The sequence below is a fragment of the Streptomyces durocortorensis genome (assembly GCF_031760065.1).
Lineage (GTDB): Bacteria > Actinomycetota > Actinomycetes > Streptomycetales > Streptomycetaceae > Streptomyces.
On record NZ_CP134500.1, the window covers coordinates 3,060,329 to 3,086,387 of the forward strand.

General features: G+C 71.7%; 23 protein-coding genes. 8 read left to right on the plus strand and 15 right to left on the minus strand.

Annotated features, from left to right (window positions below; all coding sequences use genetic code 11):
• Positions 1-58: 58 nt before the first annotated feature.
• Entirely contained in the window at positions 59-1,195 is a 1,137-nt protein-coding gene (locus tag RI138_RS13470; RefSeq protein ID WP_096631274.1) for a zinc-dependent metalloprotease, read from the minus strand.
• Between the two features lie 70 nt (positions 1,196-1,265).
• A complete protein-coding gene (dacB, locus tag RI138_RS13475) occupies positions 1,266-2,741 on the minus strand; it encodes a D-alanyl-D-alanine carboxypeptidase/D-alanyl-D-alanine endopeptidase (protein WP_311120093.1) in 1,476 nt (491 codons plus the stop codon).
• 86 nt (positions 2,742-2,827) lie between these two features.
• On the opposite strand from dacB, the gene RI138_RS13480 reads away from it, so the two are divergent.
• From RI138_RS13480 to RI138_RS13490, 3 genes are all read left to right on the plus strand, one after another.
• On the plus strand, positions 2,828-3,322 hold the full coding sequence (locus RI138_RS13480) for an inorganic diphosphatase (protein ID WP_003968257.1): 495 nt from the start codon (positions 2,828-2,830) through the stop codon (positions 3,320-3,322).
• A 176-nt stretch (positions 3,323-3,498) separates the two neighbouring features.
• Positions 3,499-5,202 carry a threonine/serine exporter family protein gene (locus RI138_RS13485; protein ID WP_311120094.1) on the plus strand — a complete coding sequence of 568 codons (1,704 nt, stop codon included), beginning with the start codon at positions 3,499-3,501 and terminating at the stop codon, positions 5,200-5,202.
• A gap of 140 nt (positions 5,203-5,342) precedes the next feature.
• Positions 5,343-6,308, plus strand: coding sequence for a DUF368 domain-containing protein (locus RI138_RS13490; protein ID WP_311120095.1), 966 nt, complete (start codon positions 5,343-5,345; stop codon positions 6,306-6,308).
• Positions 6,309-6,351: 43 nt separating this feature from the next.
• On the opposite strand, the gene RI138_RS13495 is transcribed toward RI138_RS13490, so the two are convergent.
• Positions 6,352-7,071, minus strand: a complete 720-nt coding sequence (locus RI138_RS13495; RefSeq protein WP_311120096.1) for a DedA family protein — start codon at positions 7,069-7,071, stop codon at positions 6,352-6,354.
• 151 nt (positions 7,072-7,222) lie between these two features.
• Between RI138_RS13495 and RI138_RS13500 the strand changes: the two genes are divergently transcribed.
• Complete coding sequence (locus RI138_RS13500) at positions 7,223-7,588, plus strand: YbjQ family protein (RefSeq protein ID WP_019762066.1); 366 nt, start codon at positions 7,223-7,225, stop codon at positions 7,586-7,588.
• Positions 7,589-7,909: 321 nt separating this feature from the next.
• Positions 7,910-9,337: a glutamate decarboxylase gene (locus RI138_RS13505; protein WP_311120097.1), complete on the plus strand. Its 1,428-nt coding sequence runs from the start codon at positions 7,910-7,912 to the stop codon at positions 9,335-9,337.
• A 31-nt stretch (positions 9,338-9,368) separates the two neighbouring features.
• Here RI138_RS13505 and RI138_RS13510 read toward each other — a convergent pair whose 3' ends face one another.
• From RI138_RS13510 to RI138_RS13530, 5 genes are all read right to left on the minus strand, one after another.
• On the minus strand, positions 9,369-10,196 hold the full coding sequence (locus RI138_RS13510; protein WP_311120098.1) for an ABC transporter permease: 828 nt from the start codon (positions 10,194-10,196) through the stop codon (positions 9,369-9,371).
• Positions 10,193-11,158 carry an ATP-binding cassette domain-containing protein gene (locus RI138_RS13515; RefSeq protein ID WP_311120099.1) on the minus strand — a complete coding sequence of 322 codons (966 nt, stop codon included), beginning with the start codon at positions 11,156-11,158 and terminating at the stop codon, positions 10,193-10,195. Before RI138_RS13515 ends, RI138_RS13510 begins: the two co-directional genes overlap by 4 nt.
• A gap of 86 nt (positions 11,159-11,244) precedes the next feature.
• A complete protein-coding gene (locus RI138_RS13520; protein WP_311120100.1) occupies positions 11,245-11,886 on the minus strand; it encodes a PadR family transcriptional regulator in 642 nt (213 codons plus the stop codon).
• Positions 11,887-12,059: 173 nt separating this feature from the next.
• On the minus strand, positions 12,060-13,517 hold the full coding sequence (locus tag RI138_RS13525) for an aldehyde dehydrogenase family protein (RefSeq protein ID WP_311120101.1): 1,458 nt from the start codon (positions 13,515-13,517) through the stop codon (positions 12,060-12,062).
• A gap of 59 nt (positions 13,518-13,576) precedes the next feature.
• Positions 13,577-14,440 (minus strand): helix-turn-helix domain-containing protein, encoded by an 864-nt coding sequence (locus RI138_RS13530; protein ID WP_311120102.1) that lies wholly within the window; start codon positions 14,438-14,440, stop codon positions 13,577-13,579.
• Between the two features lie 356 nt (positions 14,441-14,796).
• Here RI138_RS13530 and RI138_RS13535 point away from each other — a divergent pair, with 356 nt between their 5' ends.
• Entirely contained in the window at positions 14,797-15,303 is a 507-nt protein-coding gene (locus RI138_RS13535; protein WP_311120103.1) for an ATP-binding protein, read from the plus strand.
• Positions 15,304-15,427: 124 nt separating this feature from the next.
• On the opposite strand, the gene RI138_RS13540 is transcribed toward RI138_RS13535, so the two are convergent.
• Positions 15,428-15,670, minus strand: a complete 243-nt coding sequence (locus tag RI138_RS13540) for a DUF397 domain-containing protein (RefSeq protein WP_056793446.1) — start codon at positions 15,668-15,670, stop codon at positions 15,428-15,430.
• Positions 15,671-15,922: 252 nt separating this feature from the next.
• Here RI138_RS13540 and RI138_RS13545 point away from each other — a divergent pair, with 252 nt between their 5' ends.
• Positions 15,923-16,423, plus strand: coding sequence for a hypothetical protein (locus RI138_RS13545; protein WP_311120104.1), 501 nt, complete (start codon positions 15,923-15,925; stop codon positions 16,421-16,423).
• A 119-nt stretch (positions 16,424-16,542) separates the two neighbouring features.
• Here RI138_RS13545 and RI138_RS13550 read toward each other — a convergent pair whose 3' ends face one another.
• Complete coding sequence (locus RI138_RS13550; protein WP_311120105.1) at positions 16,543-18,663, minus strand: FUSC family protein; 2,121 nt, start codon at positions 18,661-18,663, stop codon at positions 16,543-16,545.
• A gap of 107 nt (positions 18,664-18,770) precedes the next feature.
• Positions 18,771-19,988 (minus strand): DUF2786 domain-containing protein, encoded by a 1,218-nt coding sequence (locus tag RI138_RS13555; RefSeq protein WP_311120106.1) that lies wholly within the window; start codon positions 19,986-19,988, stop codon positions 18,771-18,773.
• 96 nt (positions 19,989-20,084) lie between these two features.
• Here RI138_RS13555 and RI138_RS13560 point away from each other — a divergent pair, with 96 nt between their 5' ends.
• On the plus strand, positions 20,085-21,824 hold the full coding sequence (locus tag RI138_RS13560; RefSeq protein WP_311120107.1) for a bifunctional 3'-5' exonuclease/DNA polymerase: 1,740 nt from the start codon (positions 20,085-20,087) through the stop codon (positions 21,822-21,824).
• 77 nt (positions 21,825-21,901) lie between these two features.
• Here RI138_RS13560 and RI138_RS13565 read toward each other — a convergent pair whose 3' ends face one another.
• The 4 genes from RI138_RS13565 to RI138_RS13580 all read right to left on the minus strand — a co-directional run bounded on the left by RI138_RS13565 (position 21,902) and on the right by RI138_RS13580 (position 25,938).
• Positions 21,902-22,783, minus strand: a complete 882-nt coding sequence (locus tag RI138_RS13565) for a hypothetical protein (RefSeq protein ID WP_311120108.1) — start codon at positions 22,781-22,783, stop codon at positions 21,902-21,904.
• Positions 22,784-22,883: 100 nt separating this feature from the next.
• Entirely contained in the window at positions 22,884-23,393 is a 510-nt protein-coding gene (locus RI138_RS13570; protein ID WP_311120109.1) for a SigE family RNA polymerase sigma factor, read from the minus strand.
• 196 nt (positions 23,394-23,589) lie between these two features.
• Positions 23,590-24,447 (minus strand): carbohydrate-binding protein, encoded by an 858-nt coding sequence (locus RI138_RS13575; protein ID WP_311120110.1) that lies wholly within the window; start codon positions 24,445-24,447, stop codon positions 23,590-23,592.
• Between the two features lie 111 nt (positions 24,448-24,558).
• Positions 24,559-25,938, minus strand: coding sequence for a carbohydrate-binding protein (locus RI138_RS13580; RefSeq protein WP_311120111.1), 1,380 nt, complete (start codon positions 25,936-25,938; stop codon positions 24,559-24,561).
• Positions 25,939-26,059 lie beyond the last annotated feature (121 nt).

Sequence of the window (26,059 nt, forward strand, 5' to 3'; positions counted from 1 at the left end):
TATGGTCCCTCGGATGGGTGATTGGAGGGCAGTTTCCCGGTGCCAGGCCGGAAAAGGGTCACGATTCCGCCTTGCGGTGCACCCGTGCGACCCAGTCGGCGGGCTTGGCGATCTCGGCCTTGGTCGGGAGGGTGTTGGGTGAGGTCCAGACGCGGTTGAAGCCGTCCATGCCGACCTCGTCGACGACCGATCGTACGAACTTCTCGCCTTCCTTGTACTGCCGGAGCTTGGCGTCCAGGCCGAGGAGCTTGCGCAGGGCCTGGTCGAGGCGGCCTGCGCCCCGGGCCCGGCGCTGCTGGAACTTCTCCCGGATCTCGGCGACGGAGCCGACGACCTCGGGGCCCACGCCGTCCATCACGTAGTCCGCGTGTCCTTCCAGGAGGGACATGACGGCGGTGAGCCGGCCGAGCACCTCGCGCTGGGCGGGGGTCTGGACGATGTCGACGAGGCTGCGGCCGCCGTCCTCGCCCTGTTCCCCCTCGGGGCGTCCGGCGCCGGAGAGGGACTGGGCGGCTTCGCGGAGCCGTTCCAGGAAGGTCATCGGGTCGACGTCGGTCTCGTCCAGAAACGTCTGGATCTCGCCCTGGAGGTGGTCGCGGAGCCAGGGCACGCCGGTGAACTGGGTGCGGTGGGTCTCCTCGTGGAGGGCGACCCAGAGCCGGAAGTCGTGCGGGGCGACATCCAGCTCGCGTTCGACGTGGACGATGTTGGGGGCGACCAGGAGCAGCCGTCCGCCGCCGTTCGCGGAGGCGGGGAGGTCGCGGGTGGCGGGGGCGAACGTCTCGTACTGGCCGAGCACCCGGGAGGCGAGGAACGAGAGCAGCATGCCCAGCTCGACGCCGGTCACCTTGCCGCCGACCGCGCCGAGGACGGCGCCGCCCGGTCCGCCGGGGCGGCGGTTCTCCATCTTGGCGAGCAGGGGGCGCAGCAGCTCCCGGAAGCCCGCGACATTGGCCTTGATCCAGCCGGCCCGGTCGACGACGAGGACGGGGGTGTCCTCCGGTTCGGTCCCCTCGGGGATCATCCGGGTGAAGTGGCGGACGTGTTCCTCGGAGGCCCTGGCATGCCGCCGGAGCTCCGCGACGACGGCGCGGGCCTCCTCGCGGCTGATCTCGGGCCCCGGCCGTACGAGTCGGGTCGCGGTCGCCACCGCGAGATTCCAGTCGACCATCTCGGCACCACCGATGCTCGTCATGCGTCAACCGTACGGGAGCGGATCGCCCGGTGGTGGGGTGTTGCACCGCTCTTCGGGTGCCGGGTGCGGCTCAGCGGGCCGGTCCGGCGACGGCCGCGGCCAGGGCGTCGAGGGCGGCTTCGGCCTCGGGGGCCGAGGCGGTGCCGGAGGCGAGGAAGGCGAAGGCGAGGAGGCGGCCCCGGTCGTCGACGACGGTTCCGGCGAGGGCGTTGACGCCCCAGAGGGTGCCGGTCTTGGCGCGGATCAGGCCGGTGGCACCGGGGGCGTCCTGGTAGCGGGCGCTGAGGGTGCCGCTGAATCCGGCGACGGGGAGGCCGGTGAGGACGTGGCGCAGTCCGGGGCGGTCCGGGTCGGCGGCGCGGGCGAGGAGGGCGGTGAGGAGGGCGGTGGTGACCCGGTCCGCGCGGTCGAGGCCGCTGCCGTCGGCGAGGTGGGCGCCTGCCACCGGGACCTGGAGCTTCTTCAGTTCTTTGGTGACGGCGCGGCGGGCTCCGGCGAAGTCGGCGCTCTCGCCCTTGGCGATGGCGGTCTGCCGGGCGAGGGCCTCGGCGATGTCGTTGTCGCTGTTGGTGAGGGTTCGCTCGACGAGGGAGGACAGCGGCGCGGAGTGGTGGGTGGCGACCGTGCGGGCCTCGGCGGCCGCGCGGGCCTCGCGGGGTGTGCCGGTGACCTTGACGCCCGCCTTCTTCAGCTGGGCGGCGAAGGCGCGGGCGGCGTCGCCCGCGGGGTCCTCGCTGCGGGGTGCGGGGCCGCGGTCCGTGTCGTCGAGCCGGCCCTCGTCGACCATCAGCGCGGTGACGGGGGCGATGTTGGTGTTGGGGCTGATCGGGTGGAGCTCGGGGCCGGTGTAGCGGGAGGTGTCGTAGGCGAGCCGTACGGAGTCCCTGCCGTCCTCGCGCAGGGCGTCGGCGGCCTCGGTGGCCATCGAACGCAGGGCGGCCCTGCTCAGGGTGGGGTCGCCACCGCCGACGAGGGTGAGGGTGCGGGCGTCCTCGGAGAGCCGGGCGGTGGTGGCGATGCGGTGGTCGGGGCCGAGGGCGGAGAGCGCGGCGAGGGTGGTGGCGAGCTTGATCGTGGAGGCCGGGGTCATCGGGGTGGTGGCGCCGTGCCCGTACAGCTGCTTGCCGGTGGCGGTGTCGATGACGGACGCGGCGACCTGGGTGCCGAGTTCGGGCACGCCGATGAGCGGGGCGAGGGTGTCGCGGAGGCCCGCGGGGTCCTGGGGGGTGTCGCGGGTGGCGGTCCCGAGGGCGGGAAGGACGGGCGGGGCGCTGGGGGCAGCCGGGGGCGCGTCGGGCGTCGGGCGGCCGTGATGTGCGCCACCTGTGGGGTCCGCGGCGGCTGCCACCTCCCGCTCGGCCTTACGCTGACCGTTGTCCCAGGGGCCGGCGGCGAGGACGGCGCCGGCAGCGACGACCAGGCCGAGCGTGGCGGAGCCTGCGATGACCTGCCAGGTGTGCGAGCCGTTGCGCCGATTCGTCAGGCTCTTCAGCCTGCCCCACGGGTCCGACGGACGGTTCGACGGTCTTTCCACCGGCTCGGCCACCGTTGACCAGCCCCTTTCGCGAGCACTCTTCTGCGTGGGGGACACTTAATCACCAGTCGTATGTGTTGATCATGGAGGAGCCACCCGTGGAGTTCGACGTCACCATCGAGATCCCGAAGGGTTCGCGGAACAAGTACGAGGTGGACCACGAGACCGGTCGGATCCGCCTGGACCGTCGACTCTTCACCTCGACCAGCTACCCGGCCGACTACGGCTTCGTCGAGAACACCCTCGGCGAGGACGGCGACCCGCTGGACGCGCTGGTCATTCTGGACGAGCCGACCTTCCCCGGTTGCCTCATCAAGTGCCGTGCCATCGGCATGTTCCGGATGACCGACGAGGCGGGCGGCGACGACAAGCTGCTCTGCGTCCCGGCGTCCGACCCGCGGGTGGAGCACCTGCGCGACATCCACCACGTGTCGGAGTTCGACCGCCTGGAGATCCAGCACTTCTTCGAGGTCTACAAGGACCTGGAGCCGGGCAAGTCCGTCGAGGGCGCCGACTGGGTCGGCCGCGCCGAGGCGGAGGCCGAGATCGAGGCCTCGTACAAGCGCCTTGAGGCGCAGGGCGGCGCGCACTGACGTCCCTCTTCCGGTTCCGTTTGTGAGCCGGACGGCCGTACGGGAACGGGCGGTACACCTTCGCGGGTGTGCCGCCCGTTTCACTGTCCGCACTCCTGCGCGTGCGGGGCCCATGCCGGTGGCCATACTGGGCAGACGAGTGCCCGGGACATGCAGCCAAGGAGGAACGAGGTCGAGTGGTGGCGGAATCGGGCGGTCCAGAGGACCAGAAGCCCCAGTCCGACGAGGCACGGAGTGCTTTCGCTCCGCCTCCGGGGACGAGTCATCACGCCTCACCGCCCGAGGAGGACCATCCGACGTCGGAGTTCGCGCTGCCGAGCGGGGTGCACCAGGACCCGGGCGGCCCGGCGTCCTCGGGCGGTGGCCCCGGAGGTGCTTCGCACTCCGACACGTTGAGTTCCGCTTTCACCCCGCCGAGCACGTACAGGGCTCAGCAGTCGCCGCCCGCGTTCACTCCGGCACAGGGCATGCCGATGGTCAGGCTGACCAAGGAGGCGCCCTGGCAGGACCGGATGCGCACGATGCTGCGGATGCCGGTGACCGAGCGTCCGGCCGCGGAGACCGTTCAGCGCACCGACGACGAGACCGGCCCCGCCGTGCCGCGCGTGCTCGACCTGACGCTGCGTATCGGGGAGCTGCTGCTCGCGGGCGGTGAGGGCGCCGAGGACGTCGAGGCGGCGATGTTCGCGGTGACCCGCTCGTACGGTCTCGACCGCAGCGAGCCGACGGTCACGTTCACGCTGCTGTCCATCTCGCACCAGCCGTCGCTGGTCGACGATCCGGTCACGGCGAGCCGTACCGTACGCCGCCGGGGCACCGACTACACGCGGCTGGCGGCCGTGTTCCGGCTGGTCGACGACATCACCAGCGAGGAGGCCGACGTCTCCCTGGAGGAGGCCTACCGGCGGCTCGCGGAGATCCGCAGGAACCGGCACCCGTACCCGGGCTGGGTGCTGACGGCGGCCGCCGGGCTGCTGGCGGGCTCGGCCTCCGTGCTGGTCGGCGGTGGGGTGCTGGTGTTCATCGTGGCGGCGACGGGCGCGATGCTCGGCGACCGTCTCGCGTGGCTGTGCGCCGGGCGCGGGCTGCCGGAGTTCTACCAGTTCACGGTGGCCGCGATGCCGCCCGCCGCGATGGGGGTGGCGCTGACGCTGACCCATTCGACGGACATCCGCCCGTCCGCGGTGATCACCGGTGGGCTGTTCGCCCTGCTGCCGGGGCGGGCGCTGGTGGCGGGGGTGCAGGACGGTCTCACCGGCTACTACATCACCGCGTCGGCCCGGCTGCTGGAGGTCATGTACTTCTTCATCGGGATCGTGGCGGGCGTGCTGATCATCCTGTATCTCGGGGTGCAGCTGGGGGCGCAGCTCAATCCCGAGGCGCAGTTCGTGCCCAACGACCGGCCGGTGCTCCAGATCCTGGCGTCGATGGCGCTGAGTCTGGCCTTCGCGGTCCTGCTCCAGCAGGAGCGGTCGACCGTGCTGGCGGTCACCCTGAACGGCGGTGTCGCCTGGATCGTCTTCGGCGCGATGGCCCGCACCGGGGACATCTCGCCGGTCGCGGCGACGGCGGTGGCGGCCGGTCTGGTGGGCCTGTTCGGGCAGCTGTTCTCGCGCTACCGGTACACGTCCTCGCTACCGTTCATCACGGCGGCGATCGGGCCGCTGCTGCCCGGTTCGGCGACGTACTTCGGTCTGCTGGGCGTGGCCCAGAACGACGTGACCCGAGGGCTGACCTCGCTGTCGACGGCGGTCGCGACGGCGCTGGCCATCGCGATCGGGGTGAACCTGGGGAGCGAGATCTCCCGGCTGTTCATGCGGGTGCCGGGCGCGGTCGGCGGGGCGAGCCGCCGGGCGGCGAAGCGGACCCGAGGGTTCTGAGGAAGCAGCGGTCCCGTCCGTTCCGCCTGCCGACCCCTGCTCGTACGGCCACTGCGGCGCGGCGCCTAGGATGGTCGCCTGCTCCCCTCAAGGCCGAGAGCCGAACCATGGCCGAGAGCCGACAGTCGAAACAGGAGATCATGGCGAAGCCATCCGGCCACCACGTCTTCAACGCCTTCCGTGGCGCTCTCATCGGCACCGCAGAGGCCGTCCCCGGCGTCAGCGGCGGCACCGTCGCACTGATCACCGGCGTGTACGAGAAGCTGATCGACGGCGCGGGTCACATCACCAGCGCGCTGCGCATGGGCGCGTCCGACCTGCCCCGCGGCCGGGGGGCCGCGCGCGCCAGGGCCGAGCTGAGGAACGTCGACTGGACGGTCCTGCTTCCGCTCCTGGCGGGCATGGCGGTGGCCCTGGTGCTCGCGGCCAAGCTGATCGCGCCCCTGGTCGAGGAGCACCCCCAGTCCGCCTACGCCCTGTTCTTCGGTCTGGTGCTGGCCTCCCTGTGGGTGCCGTACTCAGGCTCGGGAAAGCGCTGGACCGTCGGGAACTACGCGCTCTGCGTGGTCGTCGCGCTGGGCGCCTTCACCCTGACGGGGCTGCCGCCCGGCGAGATGCCGACCCACCCCGTGGTGGTCGCCCTGGCCGGCTCGATCGCGATCTGCGCGCTGGTCCTTCCCGGTATCTCCGGCTCGTTCCTGCTGCTGACCATGGGCCTGTACGAGCCGACGATCGAAGCCGTCAACGAGCGTGACTTCGGCTATCTCGCAGCCTTCGCGCTGGGCTGTGTGGTGGGGCTCGCGCTCTTCGTCAAGCTGCTGAAGTGGCTGCTGGCGAACTACCACCACATGACGCTGGTCGTGATGACCGGTCTGATGGCTGGTTCACTGCGCGCGCTGTGGCCCTGGCAGGACGATGACCGCGGGCTCCTCGCCCCCAGCGGCTCGGTCGGCCTGACCTGCGCTCTGTTCGCGCTCGGCGCCGCCGTGGTGATCGCTGTGCTGGTGGTGGAGCACCGGGCTCAGGGCAAGAAGGCGGAGCCGTCGGCCGCCGCACCGAAGCGCGGTCGGCACGCGCGCGTCACCTCAGGCTCCGGGCGGGACTGAGGCCGGTCGCCTCAGGCTCCGGGCGGGACTGAGCCCGGTCGCCTCAGACTCCAGGCGGGGCTGAGCCCGGCCCTACGAGCCCCTGGGGCAGGGCATCCGCCGCCGGGCCGTCGCCGCCCGCCGCCTCGGCGGCAGCGGCCTTCTTGCCCTGGCTGCGGGCCCTGAGGACCTCGATCACGATCGGCACCACGGAGATGAGCACGATCAGGACGAGGATCTTCTCGATGTGCTCGTGCACGAAGTCGATCTTGCCGAGCATGGCGCCGAGCACGGTGACGCCGACGCCCCACAGAAGCGCGCCGACGACGTTGTAGATGACGAACAGGCGGTAGTTCATCCGGCTGACGCCCGCGATGATCGGCGTGAACGTGCGGACGATGGGCACGAAGCGCGCCAGGACCAGGGACTTCGGGCCGTGCTTCTCGAAGAACTCGTGGGCCTTCTCCACGTTCTCCTGCTTGAAGAGACGGGAGTCCGGGCGCTTGAAGAGGGCCGGGCCGACCTTGCGGCCGAAGAGATAGCCCACCTGGTCGCCGAGGATCGCGGCGACGGCGATCAGGGTGCAGACGAGCCAGAGCGGATACTTCAGCTGGCCGGTGGTGACCAGCAGCCCTGTGGTGAACAGCAGGGAGTCGCCGGGCAGGAAGAAGCCGATCAGCAGTCCGGACTCGGCGAACACGATGAGGAGGAGGCCGGGGAGGCCGAACGTGTTGAGCAGATAGTCCGGGTCCAGCCAGCTCGGGCCGAGGGCAAGCGTATTCAAGGGTCCAGGCTCCAGGGTGACGTGTGTGGTGGGGGCCGCGCGGCGACCGAAGCTACCGACGCCCGGTGAACGCCCTTGGTTCCGGTGGCGCACAGCGGGAATGCGCATCCTGCGGAGCAGACCGAAGCTGATCACAGGAGGTGCCACGAACATGGGCATTGAGGAATTCGGCGGCGGGCAGACCGCCCAGGCGGACGTGCTGGTCGTCACCACAAACGACGTACCGGGGTATCAGGTGACGCAGGTCATCGGTGAGGTCTTCGGGCTGACCGTGCGGTCGCGCCATCTCGGCAGCCAGATCGGCGCCGGGCTGAAGTCGATGATCGGCGGCGAGCTGAAAGGGCTGACCAAGACCCTGGTCGAGACCCGCAACCAGGCGATGGAGCGGCTGGTGGAGCAGGCGCGGGCCCGGGGCGCCAACGCGGTCCTGATGATGCGCTTCGACGTCACCGAGGCGGCGGACGTGGGGACGGAGGTCTGCGCGTACGGGACAGCGGCGGTGATCAGCAAGGTGTGATGCGGCGCCACCGGGTAGCCGATGGGGCTTTAGCCCGTTTTCCGACTCCATGGTGAGCCGGTGGCTGCCTCCGAACCCCCCGCGCCCCCGTCGCCCGCTCCCCCTCATTCCCCGGCCGCCCCGGCCCGGCGGCTGCCGGGGACGGGCTACGGGGGCGGGGACGGCTCGACCTGGCGCGCGGGGACGGCTCAACCCGGCGCGCCGGACACCGCGAGCATCCGTATCGTCGGCTTCATGCGTTGACGTAACGCTTCATTCGGTTTCATACCGCTTTGAACCGATACTGTCCCGACCGCGTCGGCCGAGAGAAGGGCTTCCCCCATGCCGCTGCACCGCGGTGCCCACCCGGAACAGGACGAACCCTCCGCGGAGCGGCGCAGGCTCGCCCTCAACCCCTTCTACGGCGAGGCCGATCCGACGGCCGCGATGACCGCCGCGCCGCCCCGGCACCGGCTGCCGGACGGCCCGTTGCCGCCGATGACGGCGTACCGGCTGGTCCATGACGAGCTGATGCTCGACGGCAACTCCCGGCTCAACCTGGCCACCTTCGTCACCACCTGGATGGAGCCGCAGGCCGGGGTGCTGATGGGTGAGTGCCGGGACAAGAACATGATCGACAAGGATGAGTACCCGCGCACCGCCGAACTGGAGCGGCGCTGTGTGGCGATGCTCGCCGACCTGTGGAACGCCCCCGATCCGGCGACCGCCGTGGGGTGTTCGACGACCGGGTCGAGCGAGGCGTGCATGCTGGCCGGGCTCGCCCTTAAGCGGCGCTGGGCGAAGCGGAACGCGGACCGCTATCCGGCGAGCGCCCGGCCCAATCTGGTGATGGGCGTCAACGTGCAGGTCTGCTGGGACAAGTTCTGCACCTTCTGGGAGGTGGAGGCCCGGCAGGTCCCGATGGAGGGCGGCCGCTTCCACCTGGACCCGGGGGCAGCCGCCGAGCTCTGCGACGAGAACACCATCGGGGTCGTCGGCGTCCTCGGCTCCACCTTCGACGGGTCCTACGAGCCGATCGCCGAGCTGTGCGCGGCCCTGGACGCCCTCCAGGAACGCACCGGCCTCGACATCCCGGTCCACGTCGACGGGGCGTCCGGCGCGATGGTCGCGCCTTTCCTCGACCCGGACGTGGAGTGGGACTTCCGGCTGCCGCGGGTGTCCTCGATCAACACCTCCGGCCACAAGTACGGGCTGGTCTACCCGGGGGTCGGCTGGGCGCTGTGGCGCTCGTCCGACGAACTCCCGGAGGAACTGGTCTTCCGGGTCAACTACCTGGGCGGCGACATGCCGACCTTCGCGCTGAACTTCTCCCGGCCCGGGGCGCAGGTGGTCGCGCAGTACTACACGTTCCTGCGCCTCGGGCACGACGGCTACCGGGCGGTCCAGCAGGCCTCCCGGGACGTGGCCCGCTCACTGGCCCGTGCGGTGGAGGAGCTGGGCGACTTCCGGCTGCTCACCAGGGGCGACGAGCTGCCGGTGTTCGCCTTCACGACGAACAGCGACGTCCACGCGTACGACGTGTTCGACGTCTCGCGCCGGCTGCGGGAGCACGGCTGGCTGGTGCCCGCGTACACGTTCCCCGCCAACCGGCAGGACCTGTCGGTGCTGCGGGTGGTGTGCCGCAATGGGTTCTCCTCGGACCTGGCGGAGCTACTGGTGGAGGACCTGAAGCTGCTGCTGCCCGAACTGCGCTCGCAGAAGCACCCGTTGAGCCATGACCGATCGGTGCCGACGGCCTTCCACCACTAGAGGCCGCACGAGACCGCTCCGCCGGCGCCCGCTACCGGCTCAGCCTGGCGAACTTCCTCACCGCCAGCGGGAAGAGCACCGCGATGATCACCACCGGCCAGAGCACCGCCAGGAGTTGGGCGTGCTCGGCGGCCCAGGAGCCGGTCGCACCCCCCGGGTTCCCGAACAGCTGCCGCACGGCGGTGGCCGTCGCGGACATGGGGTTCCACTCGACCACGGCGCCCAGCCAGCCGGGCATGGACGCGGGGGTGGCGAACACGTTGGAGAGGAAGCCGACCGGCCAGACCAGGATCTGGACGGCGGAGACCAGCTCGGGCCGCCCCGCCACCATGGCGAGCTGGATGCCCACCCAGAGCATCGCGAACCGCAGGAGAAGCAGGAGCCCCACCGCCCCCAGCGCGGCGGCGGCCCCGTTGTGCCAGCGCCAGCCGACCGCGCAGCCGACCCCGGCCATCACCCCGAGCGCGGCCACCGACTGGAGCATGTCCGCGGCGCTGCGGCCCACCAGCACCGCGCCCGGGACCATCGGCATCGAACGGAAGCGGTCGATGACGCCCTTGCCGAGGTCCTGGGTGACCGCGAGCATCGTGCTCTCCAGACCGAAGGCCATGGTCAGCGCGAGCATGCCGGGAACCAGGAACTCGGTGGGGTCGCCCTCCACGCCCCGGCCACCGCCCACCAGATAGGTGAACATCAGGAGCAGCATCACCGGGAAGGCCAGGTTGACGAGGACCGCGACCGGCTGCCGGGCCCAGTGCGCCAGTTCTCGGCGGGTCATCGTCCAGGAGTCGGCCAGCGCCCAGCCGAACCGGGAGCCGCCCCCCTGCCCGGGGACCACCGTCGTCGTCGCCGCGCTCATGCCGCCACCTCCGCCTTCTCCGTACGCTGCTCACCCGCGGGCTGTCCGGTCAGGGACAGGAACGCCTCGTCCAGGGTCGGGCGGCGCACCGTGATGTCCTCCGCCTCGATACCCGCCTCCTCCAGCGCCCGTACGGTCCGGGTCAGGGCCGCCATCCGGTCCGGGGCGGGCGCACCGATCAGCCGCCGGTCGTGGTCGAGCGTCAGATCCGCGCCGCCGAGCAGCGCGGCCGCCTCCACCAGCCGGGACGCGTCGCGCAGGACCACGTCGATCCGGTCGCCGCCGACGCGGGCCTTCAGCTCGTCGGGGGTGCCCTCGGCGACGGCCCGGCCGCCGTCGATCAGCGAGATCCGGTCGGCCAGCTGGTCCGCCTCGTCCAGATACTGCGTGGTCAGCAGCACCGTGGTGCCGCCGCCGACCAGAGAGCGCACCGCTTCCCAGACCTCGGCCCGGCCGCGGGGGTCGAGCCCGGTCGTCGGCTCGTCCAGGAAGAGCACGTCCGGATCGGTGATCAGCGAGGCGGCCAGGTCGAGCCGCCTGCGCATCCCGCCGCTGTACTGCCTGACGGCCTTGCGGCCGGTGTCCGCGAGGCCGAACCGCTCCAGCAGTTCGTCGGCCCGGCTGCCCGCCCGGCGTGCGCCCAGGTGGTACAGCCGCCCGAACATCTCCAGGTTCTGCCGCCCGCCGAGCTGCTCGTCCACCGCCGCGTGCTGCCCGAGCAGCCCGATCCTGCGGCGCACCTCGCCCGCCCGCTCGCGGACGTCGAGCCCGGCCACGGCGACCCGGCCCGCGTCGTGGCGCAGCAGCGTCGACATGATCCGTACGGCGGTGGTCTTGCCCGCCCCGTTGGGGCCGAGCACCCCGTGCACAGTACCGCCGCCGACGACCAGGTCCAGCCCGTCCAGGGCGCGCTTCTCCCCGTACCTCTTGTGCACGCCGTCCATGACGATCGCTTCGGTCACGTTCACCGCCACCCTTCCAACCCCTTGTAGTCAAACTTGACTAGCGGCTCGACGGTAAACCCCGATCCAGCATTCGTCAAACTTGATTAGTCGTGGTCCCCGGGATCGGGTACACCGGTGGCGTACGGGTTCTCCTCGCCCTCGGCCAGCACCCCGACGAACGGGTCACCCTCGCCCGCGAAGGTGTACGCACCACCCTCGATGCGCTCGATCAGGCCCCGCGTCCACTCCGCGCCGGAGTCGGCCGAGTGCACCCACAGGTTCATGATCTCGCCGATATGGCCGAGGGATTCGGGACCGTCCTCGGGGGTGTAGTACTCGGTGACCGCGTCCCGCCATTCCTTCATGCCCTCGATCCGCTCCTTGAGCAGCGCGACGGCCTCCTCGCGGGGCAGGTCGACGATGAACCCGATGGCCGCCGAGAGGACGTCCAGGTTCTGGTCGTAGGAGCGGATGGCGTTCCGCAGCAGGGTGCGGTACTCCTCCAGCCCCTGCTCCGTGACCTCGTACTCCGTGCGCGGCGGGCCGCCGGCGGTGGAGGGCGCGGTCTCGTGCGCGAGCAGCAGCCCCTGCTTCGCCATCTGCTTCAGGGCGTGGTAGATCGACCCGGGCTTGGCGTTGGACCACTCGTGCGCACCCCAGTACTCCAGGTCGTTGCGGACCTGATAGCCGTGTGCGCGGCCGTGCATGCGCACGGCGCCGAGGACCAGCAGCCGGATCGCGGACATGACACCCATCCCTTCCCGGAGTTCCCCACGGGGGCCCTATTCAACTTTGACTAGGATATCCGGTGCGACCGGGGCGGCCCTCACCACGCCGTACGCGCCTGTCAGGCACAACCTCGTACGCGCCCGTCAGGCACCAACCCCGTACTGCCCGTCAGGCACCCCCGTACGCGCCCTCAGAACGGGAACACCGTGCGGCCGTGCTGGATCGACATCCACTTCTGCGTGGTGAACGCCTCCACCACGGCCTCGCCGTTCAGCCGCCCCACCCCGGACGTCTTCTCGCCGCCGAACGCGACCAGCGGATCGTCCTGCACGGTGGAGTCGTTGACGTGGAACATCCCGCTGACGATCCGCTGCGCGAACCGCACCCCGCGCTCGGCGTCCCGCGTGTGGACGGCGCCGCTGAGTCCGTAGGGGCTGTCGTTGACGATCCGTACGGCCTCCTCCTCGCCGTCGAACGTCATCAGCAGGGCCACCGGGCCGAGGATCTCCTGCGTCAGCAGCGGGGAGTCCTCCGCGAGGCCGGTGAGGACGGTCGGCCCGACCACGTTGCCGACGGTCCGGCCGCGCACGAGCGCCCGCGCGCCGTCCGCGACCGCGCGGTCGACCAGGGCGCCGAGGGCGTCGGCCTGGAAGGCATTGATGACCGGGCCGATCCGGGTCTCCGGGTCCCTCGGGTCACCGGTCTTGAGAGCGGCCACCTCGGCGGTGAACCTCTCGGTGAACTCCGCCGCCACCGACCGGTCCACCAGAATCCGGTTGGCCGCCATGCTGACCTGCCCCTGATACAGGAAGCGGCTGAAGACGGCCGCCTGGACCGCGTAGTCGATGTCAGCGTCCGCCAGCACCACCAGGGCGCTGTTGCCGCTCAGTTCGAGGATGGTCCGCTTGAAGGCCCCGGCGGCGGTGGCGGCGATGTGCCGGCCGACCCGGTCGGAGCCGGTGAACGAGATCACCCTGGGCACGGGGTGCGCGATGAACGCGTCGCCTATCTCCGCGCTGTCGGTGATCACGACATTGAGCAGTCCAGCGGGCAGCCCGGCGTCCTCGAATATCTTCGCGATCAGTCCGCCGCCCACGACAGGCGCGTTCTGATGGGGCTTCACGACGACCGCGTTGCCGAGCGCCAGCGCGGGCGCGACCGACTTCATCGTCACCAGGAAGGGGAAGTTGAAGGCGCTGATCACGCCGACGACGCCGACGGGCAGCCGGTAGAGCCGGTTCTCCCGGCCGTCCCCCACGGCGGGCAGCAGCCTGCCCGTGGGCCGCAGCGCCTGGCGGATCGCCTCGCGCAGGAACTCCGTCGCGCCGCGCACCTCGTACGCCGCGCGCAGCCGGGTGCCGCCCAGCTCGTCGGTGATCGCCTCGGCGATCTCATCGGCGCGCTCCTCGGTGATGCGCAGGGCGCGGTCGAGGACGGCCCGCCGCTCGTACGGGTTGGTGGCGGCCCACTCCTGCTGGGCGCGTTCGGCGGCCCGGTAGGCCCGGTCGATCTCCGCCGCGGTGGCCACGGTGACGGCGGCGAGTTTCTCACCGTTGTAGGGATTGAAATCGATGATGTCCCACGAGCCGCTGCCGGTCAGCCACTCGCCGTCGATGTACTGGTGGGCCAGTTCATTGAAGAAGGACATGCAATCCCTTACTTGCAGGCGTTCGCAGACTCCTGATCTGACGTCATCGTACTGAGAAATCAGGTCAGTTGGAGTAGTCCACGCAGAAGATCCCGACTCTCTTCCGGTGCCGGGCTGTCCTGGGCGAGGCCCGCCATGGCCTTTTCGTACTGCGCGACTTCTTCGGGCTTGTCCAGATAGAGCGCACTTGTCAGCTGCTCCAAATAGACAATGTCCGACAGATCGGATTCCGGGAAACGCAGCATCGTGAATGAGCCGCTCTCACCGGCATGACCGCCATGACTGAAGGGCATCACCTGAAGCGTGATGTTCGGCTGCTCCGACATGTCGATCAGATGCCGCAACTGAGCCCGCATGATCTCGCGGTCGCCGTACGGACGACGCAGCGCCGCCTCGTCGAGGACGGCGTGGAACGTCGGGGCGCGCTCGGAGACGAGGGCCTTCTGGCGCTCCAGACGCAGGGCCACCCTGCGGTCGATCTCGGCGGGCGAGGCCCCGCGCATGCCGCGCGAGACGACGGCGTGGGCGTACGCCTCGGTCTGCAACAGACCGTGCACGAACTGGACTTCATAGATACGGATGAGGGAGGCCGCACCCTCCAGGCCGATATACGTCTGGAACCAGCCGGGCAGCACATCTCCGTAACTGTGCCACCACCCGGCCACGTTGGCCTCACGGGCCAGGCCGAGGAGGGACTCGCGCTCCGCCTCCTCCGCGACACCGTAGAGCGTGAGCAGGTCCTCGACGTCCCTGGCCTTGAAGCTCACACGCCCCAACTCCATGCGGCTGATCTTCGATTCGGAGGCCCGGATGGAGTAGCCGGCCGCCTCACGGGTGATTCCGCGCGACTCCCGCAGCCTTCTGAGCTGAGAGCCCAGGAGGATGCGCCGCACCACCGATCCACTCGACTCGCCTGCCGACACTGGTCCGACCCTCCCCATCGCCTACCTGACACCGGCGCCCCCCGGAACCCCAGGTCCCGGATTCTGCCACCAAAACGCTTCAGCCCGTACTCATTCGATTACGGAAATGGGAAGACGTCCAGAAAGCTCCGAAACTGCCCCCGGGAAGAAATGCTCCGCAACCACCACGGTATCGGGCAGGTCCGGCGCGTGCACGTGCATCTGCCCTTGCATCTGCCCTGCGCATTCGGAACCATGGTCCCCGCGCACCTGCGTGCTCGTGTTGTGCCGCTGTACCCCCCGCAGTACCGCTACAGGCAGTGCCGCTACAGCCGCGAATCCCGGGAGTGCCTCGTATGGGGACGAATGGATCGACGATGCTCGAGCCGTTACGGCAGGGGCTTCCCCCCACCGACCCCTCAGGGGTTGCCGGATCGGCGTCCTGCGCTCTGCCCGCCCGCTACGAAGCGGTCGGCGGGGCACGGGAGTTCACCCGGTCCACCCTGGAACGGTGGGAGCTGGGCGACCGCTTCGACGATGTCGCGCTGGTGGTGTCCGAGCTCGTCACCAACGCCCTGCGCCACGCACTGCCCGAGGAGCCGCCGCGTGAGTTCCAGGACCCGCCGGTGCGGCTGCATCTGATGCGCTGGACCTCGCGGCTGGTGTGCGCGGTGCGCGATCCCAGCCGGAGGAGTCCGGTGGCGGGCGAGGCCGCGGATTCGGCCGAATCCGGACGCGGACTGTTCCTGGTGGAGTGCGTCAGCGACAGCTGGGGCTGGCACCCTTCTCCCGTGCCGGTGGGGGAACTCCCTTCCGGCCCGCTGTACGGCAAGGTCGTCTGGGCCCTTTTCCGGCTTCCGGAAAACCCGAAGACACAGGCCTGAAGACACACGCGTAGCGACCCCGGGCAGGCCGACCGCCCGGGGTCCCGCTCGTTCGACCGCCGACCGCCGTTCATCCGCCGGCCGCCGTTCGGTCGCCGACTACCCTTCATCCGCCGGTCATCGTTCAGCCACCGGTCGCCAGGTGGTCGAACTCGCCGTCCTTGACGCCGAGCAGCAGCGCCTCGATCTCGGCCGGCGTATAGACGAGGGCGGGCCCATCGGGGTGGCGGGAGTTCCGCATCGCCACATTCCCTCCGGGCAGTTTCGCGAACTCCACACAGGACCCCTGGGAGTTGCTGTGCCTGCTCTTCTGCCAGACGACTCCGCGAAGCTCTGTGGCCGCCATGCCGTTGTACACGTGGTGCACAGGACGCTCCCCGAGTTGCAAGGTGCAAGTGTCAACTAGCTCGGATCATAGCTGTGTTCATATGCCAATGCATGAGCAGATGCACGTGCACGCGGGGTGTTCCTTCGATTACAGGCTTTCCGTGTGCGCGCACCCGCCGGGAAGAGAGACGAACGGCACGTCCAATTCGCTCCCGCTTAACGGAGTTGACGGCATGACCCTTGGTAACGTGGCGCGGTCTTTCGCCCGGAAAACAGCAAGGGGGAACTCCACGTGACCAGGTTCGTACGCACCGGTGCCGTCGTGGTCGCCGGTCTCGCCGCCTCACTGGCCCTGACCGCATGCGGCAGCGACGACGAGCCGGGCAAGGGCTCCGGCGCGGACCCGTCGGCGAGCGCGACGCCCGGCCCCGACGGCGGCAAGGACTCCGGGGGCGGCGGCACGGACGCCGCCGCGCTGGAGGGCACCTGGGCGGGGCTGACGGACAGCAAGAACGTCACCGTGTCCATCGCCGCGCGCAAGGTCGCCCTCGTCGCCGACCAGTCCGTCTGCCAGGGCGAGGTGAAGGACATGGGCGGCGCACCGATGCTGGCCCTGACCTGCCCCGACGGAGGCAAGGAGCGCACGATGGGCGCGATCGACTCCGTCGACGGCACGAAGCTGGTCGTCTCCTGGGAAGGCGGCGCCAAGGACTCCCTGACCAAGGTCGACCCGGGCAAGCTGCCCACCGATCTGCCCTCCCTCCCGGACCTGCCGGAAGTGCCGGCGCCCTGACCGCCCGTCCCCTGACCGCCCGCTCCCTGACCGACCGCCCGTCCGCTGACAGCCCGCTCCCTGTCTGCCCGCCCCCTTGTCCGTCCTCCCCCTTGTCCGTCCTCCCCCTGAGGCCGGTCTCAGCTCTCGGCGAGGGTGCTGCTGACGCGGGTGCTGCCGCCGCGTTCGTCCAGGGCGCGGGTGAACTCCTCCAGCGCGTCCTGGAGCAGCGCCGCGCCCCGGTGCACCACCGGGTCACCGCCGGACGGGGCGGCCTGCTCGTCCGGTACGTCCCAGTGGGCCACCGCGTCCGCGACCATCTGCCAGTCCGGCAGGCGGCGTTCGCGTACCGCCTTGGCGCCCTTCTCCGTGGCCCGGCGCAGCGCGTCGGCCAGTTCGGCCGCGCCGGGCACCGGGGCCGCCGAAGCCGAGGGCAGGTGGGCCTCCAGGACCATCGCGGACCGGCCCAGCTGGGCGAGCGCGTGCTGGGCGTCGGTGGCGGCGGCCCGGGAGATGCCCCGGTGGCGTACGGGTTCGTGCTGGGCGGTCGCCAGGGCCTCCTGCCAGGCGACGCGGGCCTCCCGGGTGGCTACCAGGGCGTCCCGGACGTCCTCGACGTTCCGGGAGGCGGGGTCGGCGTACTGGTCGATCACCGTGGCCGCGTACCGCCCGTCCGCCACCAGCCACTCGGCCAGCCGGTTGCGCAGGCGCGGGGTCTCCCAGGCCGGATAGACGGCGTACGAGATCATCGCGAGGAGCCCGCCGACCAGCGTCAGCACGATGCGTTCGGTGACGGTCTGGGACCAGTCGTCACCGGCCATGCCGAGCAGGAAGACGACGTACGCGGCGACGCAGACCTGGCCGACCGCGTAGCCGGTGCGCATCAGCAGGTACATCAGCCCGGCGCAGACCACGGCGAGCAGGGCGGAGAGCCGGGCGTCGGGGTGGGCGGTCTGCACGACGGCGGTGGCCAGCCCGACGCCGACCAGGGTGCCGCCGAAGCGGCCCGCGGAACGGGCGTACGTCTGCGAGAACTCGGGCCGCATGACCATGACGGCGGTCATCGGAGCCCAGTAGCCGTGGCCGAGCGGCACGGCCTCGCCCACGAAGTACCCGCAGACGGCGACCACCGCGACCCGGATCGCATGGCGCATGACCGGCGAGCCGTGGTGCAGCTCGCGGCGCATCGAGGTCAGCACCACGGGGATCAGCTTCACCAGCGTGGGCCGGTGCCGGGTGTCCGGGGCGAGGTCGGAGGGGATACCGCTGTCGGTGCCGGTGCCCTCCGCGATCTCCAGGACGTCGTCGAGCAGGGCCGCGAGCCGGTCCGCGGCGCGGCGGGCGGGGCCGACGAGGATCACGTCGTTGTCGGGGGTCTTCAGGACGCCCAGGTCGGTGGCGGAGAGGTGGACCGGTTCGCCGTGCCGCACGGCCCGCGCGGCGGCGTCCAGGACCGAGCCCGCCGCGCCCAGCAACTCGTTCACCCATAGCCGCTCAAGTCCGTCGGCGGGCACCCCCATCGCCGGGTCCGCGAGCGAGGCCAGCACCGGGCGCAGCCGTTCGGCGACGCCCCGGGCCCCGTGCAGTTCGGCGGGGCGGCGCCGGGCCTGGCGGGGGGTGACGGCGGCCGCGCTGCGGGCGGTCATCAGGGGCAGCGGGTCGAAGGGGGCGACCGGGTCGTGCCGCAGCCGCCGGGCGTAGTCGGCCTCGGCGGCCAGGGCGTCGGCGAGCGCGTCGCGCTGGGCGCCCCATCTGCGGACCGGGAAGAGGACGATGAGCGCTGCCTGCACGAAGCCGCCGGCGGCGATCATCCCCGCGTGAGCGGCGGCGTCGACGACCGAGGTGGGCAGGGTGATCGTCACCAGCATGATCGCGACGTTCGAGGAGGCGATGATGCCGCCCGTCGGACCCGCCGCCCAGGCGAGCCCGGAGAGGAAGGTCCAGACGCCGAGCAGACAGAGGAACAGCACGACGTGCGTGCCGCTGACATAGCCGACGAACGTGGAGACGGCGAGGCTGGCGCCGGAGACCAGGGCGAGGACCGGGCGCGGGCGCCAGCTGCGCTGGAAGGTGGCGATGGCCGCCTGGAACGCCCCGAACGCGGAGCTCGCGGCGATCTCCGGCCCGAACAGGAAGAGGCTGACGCCGACGACGAGGGCGAGCCCGGCCGCGCCGCGGAGGGCGACGAGGGGTTCCAGTCTCTGCCGCTCGATCTCCAGCCCCGAGCGGGCGGTCTCCTTCAGCGCCCGGAGCCAGCTCATGGGCCGAGCTTAACCGGAATAGCCGACCTTAACCGGAATAACGGACAAGGCGGACTAGGCGGACCAGGCGGACCAGGCGGACCAGGCGGACCAGGAGCAAGTCAGACCTACGTCGCGATCTCTCCGGGTCCCTGTGAGGTCCCGCTCCGGGAGCCGCCCATACGGGCTCGGTCGGCGGCATCGGTTCCGTGCGTCCAGCCGTCCGGGTCGGAGACGCCACGCACCCGAGTGGTCGTGGTCCTCGGGAACATCCGATCGGCGGTCTCGGTGACGGCGACGTCCCGGGCGGCGAGGACGGGCAGCAGCCCGGCACTCGCACCCGCGTCGGCGGCCGTGGTGACCCGCTCGGCGTCGGCCGCGAGCCTGCTGCCGAGCCGCTGGGCGTACGCCATCAGGAATGACTGCCGGAAGGTCTTGGTCCGCCTACGGCCTCCGGCGCGCTGGCCGGCCTCCGCCCGCGTCATCGCGGCCGTCCCCTGGACGAGCAGCGAGGTGAACAGCAGCTCGACGGCCTCCAGGTCCGGCTCGAAGCCGACGACCGTGCTGAAGCCGAGGTCGTCGTTCCACACGGCCCGGCAGCGGTTGGCGGAGGCGACGGCGTCGAGCAGGATCGCCTTGGCGCTCTCGTACGGGGGCTCCACCCCGATCCGGCAGGCGCCGGGCGTCTCGCGGCTGTGCGTACGGGCGGCGAGGAGGGCCTCGTCGATGCTGTGCCGGGCCATCAGCTCCTGCGCCTTGCCGGTCAGCGCCTCGGCCTCCTCCGGGAAGCCGGTCGCCTCCGCCTTCGCCAGCAGCGCCCGGATGCGGGTGAGCATGCGCGGCTCGTCGGCGGCGGGCGGCCGGTGGAGGTGGTCGGCGGCGGTGCCGGGCGGAGGGCCGACGGGCTCGATGGCGGGCAGCCGCAGCAGCAGCCGGTACAGCTCCAGCAGGTCGGCGGCGTACGAGAACCGGTCGGGGCGGTTGCGCGGTACGGGCTCCGGAAGCTCGGCGAGCTGCTGCCGCCAGCGGGGCGGCAGCTCCGCGTACCGGGCGGTCTCGGCGGCGATCAGCGTCCCGGCCAGCGCCGCCCGCCGTTCGTCCAGCTCGCGGCGGACGAACCGGACCAGGTCGGCGGGGTGCCAGCCCCGCTCCCAGGCCCGCCGCAGGAACTCCTCGCCGCGCCGGTGCGCAGCCGCGTCGGCGTCCGGGGCGGCGGCGAGCAGGGAGGCTCCGGTGTCCAGGGCGGCGTCGCCGTCCACGTAGAGCGCCGCCGCGCACGCCCGGTCGATGACGGAATCCGCCGATCCTGCCGACCCCGCTGATCCCGCTGATCCCGCCGATCTCATCGGACCAGGGTAGGCGGGGGGCTCGCGGTGGAGGGCGGGGGCGTTGTCGATGTCGGTGCCGGGTCGTTGTCAGTGGTGGGTGCCAGACTCGTATCCATGACCGAACGGTGGGCGCTGGGTGTGGCGGAAGGGGGCGGCGCGCTGCTCGTGCCGCTGGCCCGGGACGGCACGCCCGCCGGCCCCGTCGTGGCCGAGCCCGATCTCGTCGAGGCGGTCCGCGCCCGCCCCGGGGTGGGGCGCTGGGTGTGGCGGTCGACCGCCGAGGTCTACCCCCGGCTGCTCGCCGCCGGGGTCCGCGTCGAGCGGTGTTACGACATCGAGTGCGCCGAGCTGCTGCTGCTCGGGCACGCCGGACGGCTCGGCGAGCCCCGGTCCGCGGCCGCCGCACTGGCCCGGCTGGACAGCGCCCCGGTGCCGCCGGACCCGCCCGCCCGGTCCGCCGAACCGGGCGCGCAGTCCCCCCTGTTCGAGCCGTCGTCGGGTCCCGGGGTTCCGTTCGAGGGGCTCCTCCGGGTCTACGCGGACCAGGTGCGCCGCCATGACGCGGCCCTGCACCCCGACCGGATGCGGCTGCTCACCGCGTCGGAGTCGGCGGGGATGCTCGTCGCGGCCGAGATGCACCGGGCCGGGATTCCCTGGCGGGCCGACATCCACCGGGAGGTCCTGCACGACCTGCTGGGCGAGCGGTACGCGGGAGGCGGCGAGCCCCGCAGACTGGCCGAGCTGGCCGACGAGGTGTCGGCGGCGTTCGATAACGGGGTCTCCTCCAACTCCTCAGGAGTCGACGGGGCCCCCTCCAACTCCTCAAGGGTCAGGGGAAGGGTCCGCCCCGATCTGCCCGCCGATGTGGTGAAGGCGTTCGCCCGGGCCGGGATCGCGGTGAAGTCGACCCGTCGGTGGGAGCTGGAGGAGCTGGACCACCCGGCGGTCAAGCCGCTGATCCTGTACAAGAAGCTGTATCGGATCTGGACCGCGCACGGCTGGTCCTGGCTCCAGGACTGGGTACGCGAGGGCCGCTTCCGCCCGGAGTACCAACCGGGCGGCACGGTAAGCGGCCGCTGGACGACCAACGGTGGCGGGGCCCTCCAGATCCCCAAGGTCATCCGGCAGGCGGTCGTCGCCGACGAGGGGTGGCGCCTGGTCGTCGCGGACGCCGACCAGATGGAGCCACGCGTGCTGGCCGCGATCTCCCGCGACCGTGGCCTGATGGAGGTGGCCGGTCACGACGGCGATCTCTACAAGGCCCTGTCCGACCGGGCGTTCCACGGCGACCGCGAGCACGCCAAGCTGGCGCTGCTCGGGGCGATCTACGGACAGACCTCCGGGGACGGGCTGAAGAATCTGGCCGCGCTGCGCCGCCGCTTCCCGATCGCCGTCGCGTACGTCGACGACGCGGCGCGGGCGGGCGAGGAGGGGCGCGTGGTGCGGACCTGGCTGGGCAGGACCAGCCCGCCGGTCGTGGTGGCGGGCCAGGACGAGGAGGCGGGCATCCCCCAGGAGGGCCCCGAGAGCACCGGGACCGCGTCCGATGGCGGCCTGGCCCGCGCCCGGGGGCGCTTCACCCGTAACTTCGTGGTGCAGGGCAGCGCCGCCGACTGGGCGCTGCTGCTCCTGGCCGCGCTGCGCCGGTCGCTCCACGAGCAGGGGCTGCGGGCGGAGCTGGTGTTCTTCCAGCACGACGAGGTGATCGTGCACTGCCCGGCCGAGGAGGCGGCCGCCGTCACCGAGGCGATCCGCGCGGCCGGTGAGCTGGCCGGGCGGACCGCCTTCGGGGAGACGCCGGTGCGTTTTCCGTTCACGACGGCGGTGGTGGAGCGCTACGCGGACGCCAAGTGACACGGTGAGGCGGGTGGAAGGCGGTGTGGAGCGGCTACCGCCGCCGGACCTCCCCGCCACCGCCGCCGGACCCCCGGCTACCGCTGCTGGAGCTTCAGCCATTCCGGGCTGGTCGCCAGGGCGACGAGCTGGTCCATGGTGAGCGCGGGCTCCGGGCGGGTGGCGGGCGTCGACTGGGCACCGGAGTTGAAGGCCGAGACAACGACCCGCATTCCGTCGGGACGCATGGTGTCGGCATTCCACCAGACGACCCCTTGGCCGCCCTTCTCACCGGGCATCTTCGAGGTCGCGAGCAGGGTGCCGTCGGGCAGGGTGGTCGCATCCCTGTAGAGATCGTCGGCGACGTCTCTCATATCGGGCTGCACATTGATCTGTACGAGGGTGCTGCCCTTGCCGTCGTCGACGACGACCGAGGCGAACTCGCCCCCGCCGTTCGTCTTCTCCCCCACCGAGAGGCCCTCGGGCAGCAGCTTGAGGAAGGTGGGCATCAGCAGTGTGTAGTCCAGCTCGGGCGCCGGCTCCCCGTCGTCCTCCGAACCGGGCGACGGCGGCTGCGGTGAGCCCTCACCCGTGCGAGGACCGTCCGTGGGGGTGGTCGTCGGCTCGCCCGTGGGCGTGGGCGTGTCCGAGGGCGTGGCCGTGGGGGCGTCGGTGGGCTCGGGCGTCGGCGTGGGCGAGGCGGCGTCCGTGGCCGGGGCCGCGGCCGTCGGCGTGGCCGGACCGCTGCTCGCGACGTTCGCCACGTCATCGGGCCCGCCCAGCATCCCGGCGGCGACCGCACCACCTCCCCCGACGAGAGCCAGGGCCAGCACACTGCCCGCCACCGCGGCGACGCGACGGCGGCGGAGCGCACGGCGCCCGTGCTCCAGCGCGCCGTCCACCACCGCGGTGCGGCCGGTCAGGTCGAAGGCCGCGCCCGTACGGCGGAGCTCCTCGCTGAGTTCGTCTTCAAAAGGCATGGGGAACCACCACTTCTCGTTCTGGGTGCACAACAGGTTTCAACGGGCTGACAGGTCAGCCGGGGACGTTGGGTCTGCGGGGTCAGCGGGGTCAGCCGGGTCAGCGGGTGGCGAACTCCGCGACGCTGCCGCCCAGATGTTCACGCAGCCGCCCGAGCGCCCGCACACAGCGGGTCCGTACGGCGGCCGGGCTGACCTGGAGCGCGGTGGCGGTCTCCTCGATGCTCCGGTCCTCCCAGTAGCGGAGCACCACGACCGCGCGGTCCTTGGGGGCCAGCTGGGAGAGCGCCCCGAGGAGCGTCATCCGCAGCGCCGGGTCGTCGGCGGCGGCCGAGGCGCCCTCGGGCACCTCGGCCAGCGGGCGTTCGCTCGCGGAGCGCCTTCGCCGGTGGGTCAGAAAGGTCCGGACGAGCACGGTCTGTGCGTACGCCGCCGGGTTGTCGATCCGGCGGGCGCGACCCCACGACACGTACATCCGGCTCAGGGTCTCCTGCACCAGGTCCTCGGCGAGGTGCACATCGCCGCTGGTCAGCAAGCAGGCCGAGCGGAACAGATGGCCGGCCCGGCCGGCCGCGAACTCCTTGAACTCCTCGGCGCGCGACGACTTCATACTCTCCCCCGTCTGTCCGTCCACTCCGCCCTTCCCCCTCTACGACGCGACGGGAACGCGGAAATGTTTCAGTCCCCGAAGAAAACCTCTTCCGAGCTTCCCGGGGGCTTCTCCGAGGGCATGCGAAAGCGCCCCGTTCACGCGCCGGACGGCGTGAACGGGGCGCGGGCGGTGGTGCGCGCTCGCTGTTCCCGGTCTACCCGCGTTCCCACAACGCGGGGACCTGCGGCGGTTCCCAGCCCGGCATGGCCAGGTGCGCCTGAAGACAGCGGTAGGCGACCCCGCCGTATGTGACGCGGTCTCCCGCGCGGTAGGAGGTTCCGGACTCCCAGCTGGTACCCGGCTCGGTGGGCGGATCGGTGGGCGGATCGGTCGGTCCGGGCGTCTGGGCGACGTCCAGGACGAAGTCGAAGGTGCCCTGGCGCCCGTTCCCGACGTTGCGGACGGTCATCAGCAGCTCCGGGTCGAACAGGGCGTCGGTGTTGTTGCGCGGCTCGCCCGGGAAGTACAGCTGCGTGGTGAGGATGCGGCCCCCGGGGGCCTGGGCCTTCACATGGAGGTGCCGGGTACGGCCCGGGTAGAGGCCCGGCACGACGGTGGTGAGGCTGAAGCCCCCGTCAGGCCCGGTGAACTGGTGCCCCCGGAAGGCGTATCGGGCCATGTCGTACGACCCGTTGGTGTCGGCCTGCCAGAAGTCGAGCAGGGCTCCGGGGATGGGGCGGCAGGCCCGGCCGAAGACGTAGCCGCTCACGGTGAGCGGTACGCCGGGGGTGCCCGGGGTGACCAGGCTGGTGCGGCGCGGGGAGTTGGGCTTGAAGTACGGCCCTTCCATCTGCGGCGGTGTCGTGTCGTCGCCGTCGTCGCACTGCGGGGTGGGGGCCAGGGGCCCGTTCCCGGCGGAAGCGGCGTCCCGGGCGAGCGCGACGCCCCCTCCGGCGAGGAGGGGTGCCGCGCTCGCGACGATCGCGGCCTTCAGGAGACCTTTGCGGCTGATGGGCCGCCCTCCCGATGTCTCATCAGGCTCGTTCGACGCATGGGGGGTTGGGTTGTCCATTTGTGGGGTCATGACGGTGTCCTCGGAGTCCTCGGTGCGGGGAGGCGGAGAGGTTCGGGGAGGTGGTGGTCGGAGGTTCAGGAAGGCAACCGTGCCTGGAGGCCCGGGAGATCAGACCCGCTGCCAGAGGGCGGGTACGACGGGCGGGGTCCAGCCGGGCTGGGCCGTGTGCCCCTGGAGGCAGCGGTAGGTCGCTCCGCCGTACGTCACGGTGGCCCCGGTGGCGTACGTGGTGCCGGCCGCCCAGGTGCCGCCCGGCGGGTCGGTGGGCGGGTCGGTCGGCGGCGTGGTGGGCGGGTCGGTCGGGGTCCCGCTGGTGACCAGCGTCAGCCCGTACGCCTGGAGCGCCGGGAGGAGCGGCTGGAAGTACGTCGTACCGCCGGTCCGGCAGTTGCCGGAGCCGCCGGAGGTGACGCCCTGGGCCTGGCTGCCGGAGATGTACGAGCCGCCGGAGTCGCCCGGTTCGGCGCAGACGCTGGTGCGGGTCACTCCGGAGATGGTGCCCTCCGGGTAGGTGACGCTGGTGTTGAGCTGCTGGATGGTGCCGCAGTGCCAGCCGGTGGTGGAGCCGGAGCGGCAGACGGAGGCGCCGACGACGGACGGGGTGGAGCCGGTGACGGTGACGTCGCCGCGCCCGTAGCCGTTGACCAGGGGCTTCGCCACCCAGTTGGCGTTGGTGGCGACCCAGGCGTAGTCGCGGCCGGGGAAGGTCGAGCCCTGGAAGGTGCCCTGGGCCTGCTGGTTGACGCCGTTGGTCGTGGTGCCGACCCGGCCGCAGTGGCCGGCGGTGACGAAGCCGTTCTGGGTGCCGCGCTTGACCGAGAAGCCGACGGAGCAACGGCCGGAGGGGTTCATGTAGTACGCGTCGCCGCCCCGGATGTCCGCGAGGGCGCGGGGCTGCTCGGCGGACCGGACGACGGTGACGAGGTCCGTGCCGACCCCGGCCTCCTTCAGGAACACCCGGGCCGCCGAGTCGCTGGCGGCGTTCACGACGACCTTGTTGGCCTCGACGTCGACGTACCAGACGGGTACGTCCTTCGGCGCCTTGCGCAGCGCGGCCTTGTCGAGGGTCTCCTTGACGCCTTCGAGCCGGTCGAGGCTGTGGCCGACGACCTCGGCCCTCGCCCCGGCATCGGTGATGCGGGCGGTCTGGGAGGCGTCGGTGGTGGCGACGGTCAGAGCCGCCTCGTCGCCGCTGACCCGGGCCCCGGCGAAGCTGGCGCCGAGGGACTTCTCCAGCCCGGTGGCGACGGCGGCGGCGCGGTACTCGTTCGCTATCCGGGCCCTGGCGGCCTCCGCGTCGAGTCCGAGGTCGCGCTCCATGGCGGCCAGCAGTCCGGGCGACAGGCTGTCGGCGGATACCGGTGGGGCGGCGGGGCCCGCGGAGCCGGCCGACGCCACTCCGGTCAGCCCGGCGAGGGCGAGTGCGCCCAGGGCCACCGTGGCGGTGCCGACGGCGAAGGCGCGTCTGCGGAGCGTGGTTCTCTCCACGTAACTCTCCTTGGTTCGGGGGGTGTCCAGATCCGGCGGGGGTTGGTCCGGACCAGGGAATTGCCGAAACCGTAGCGGCGGCGCCGCCAGTCGCAGGAGATCCCGTTCGCCCCCTCCCTCG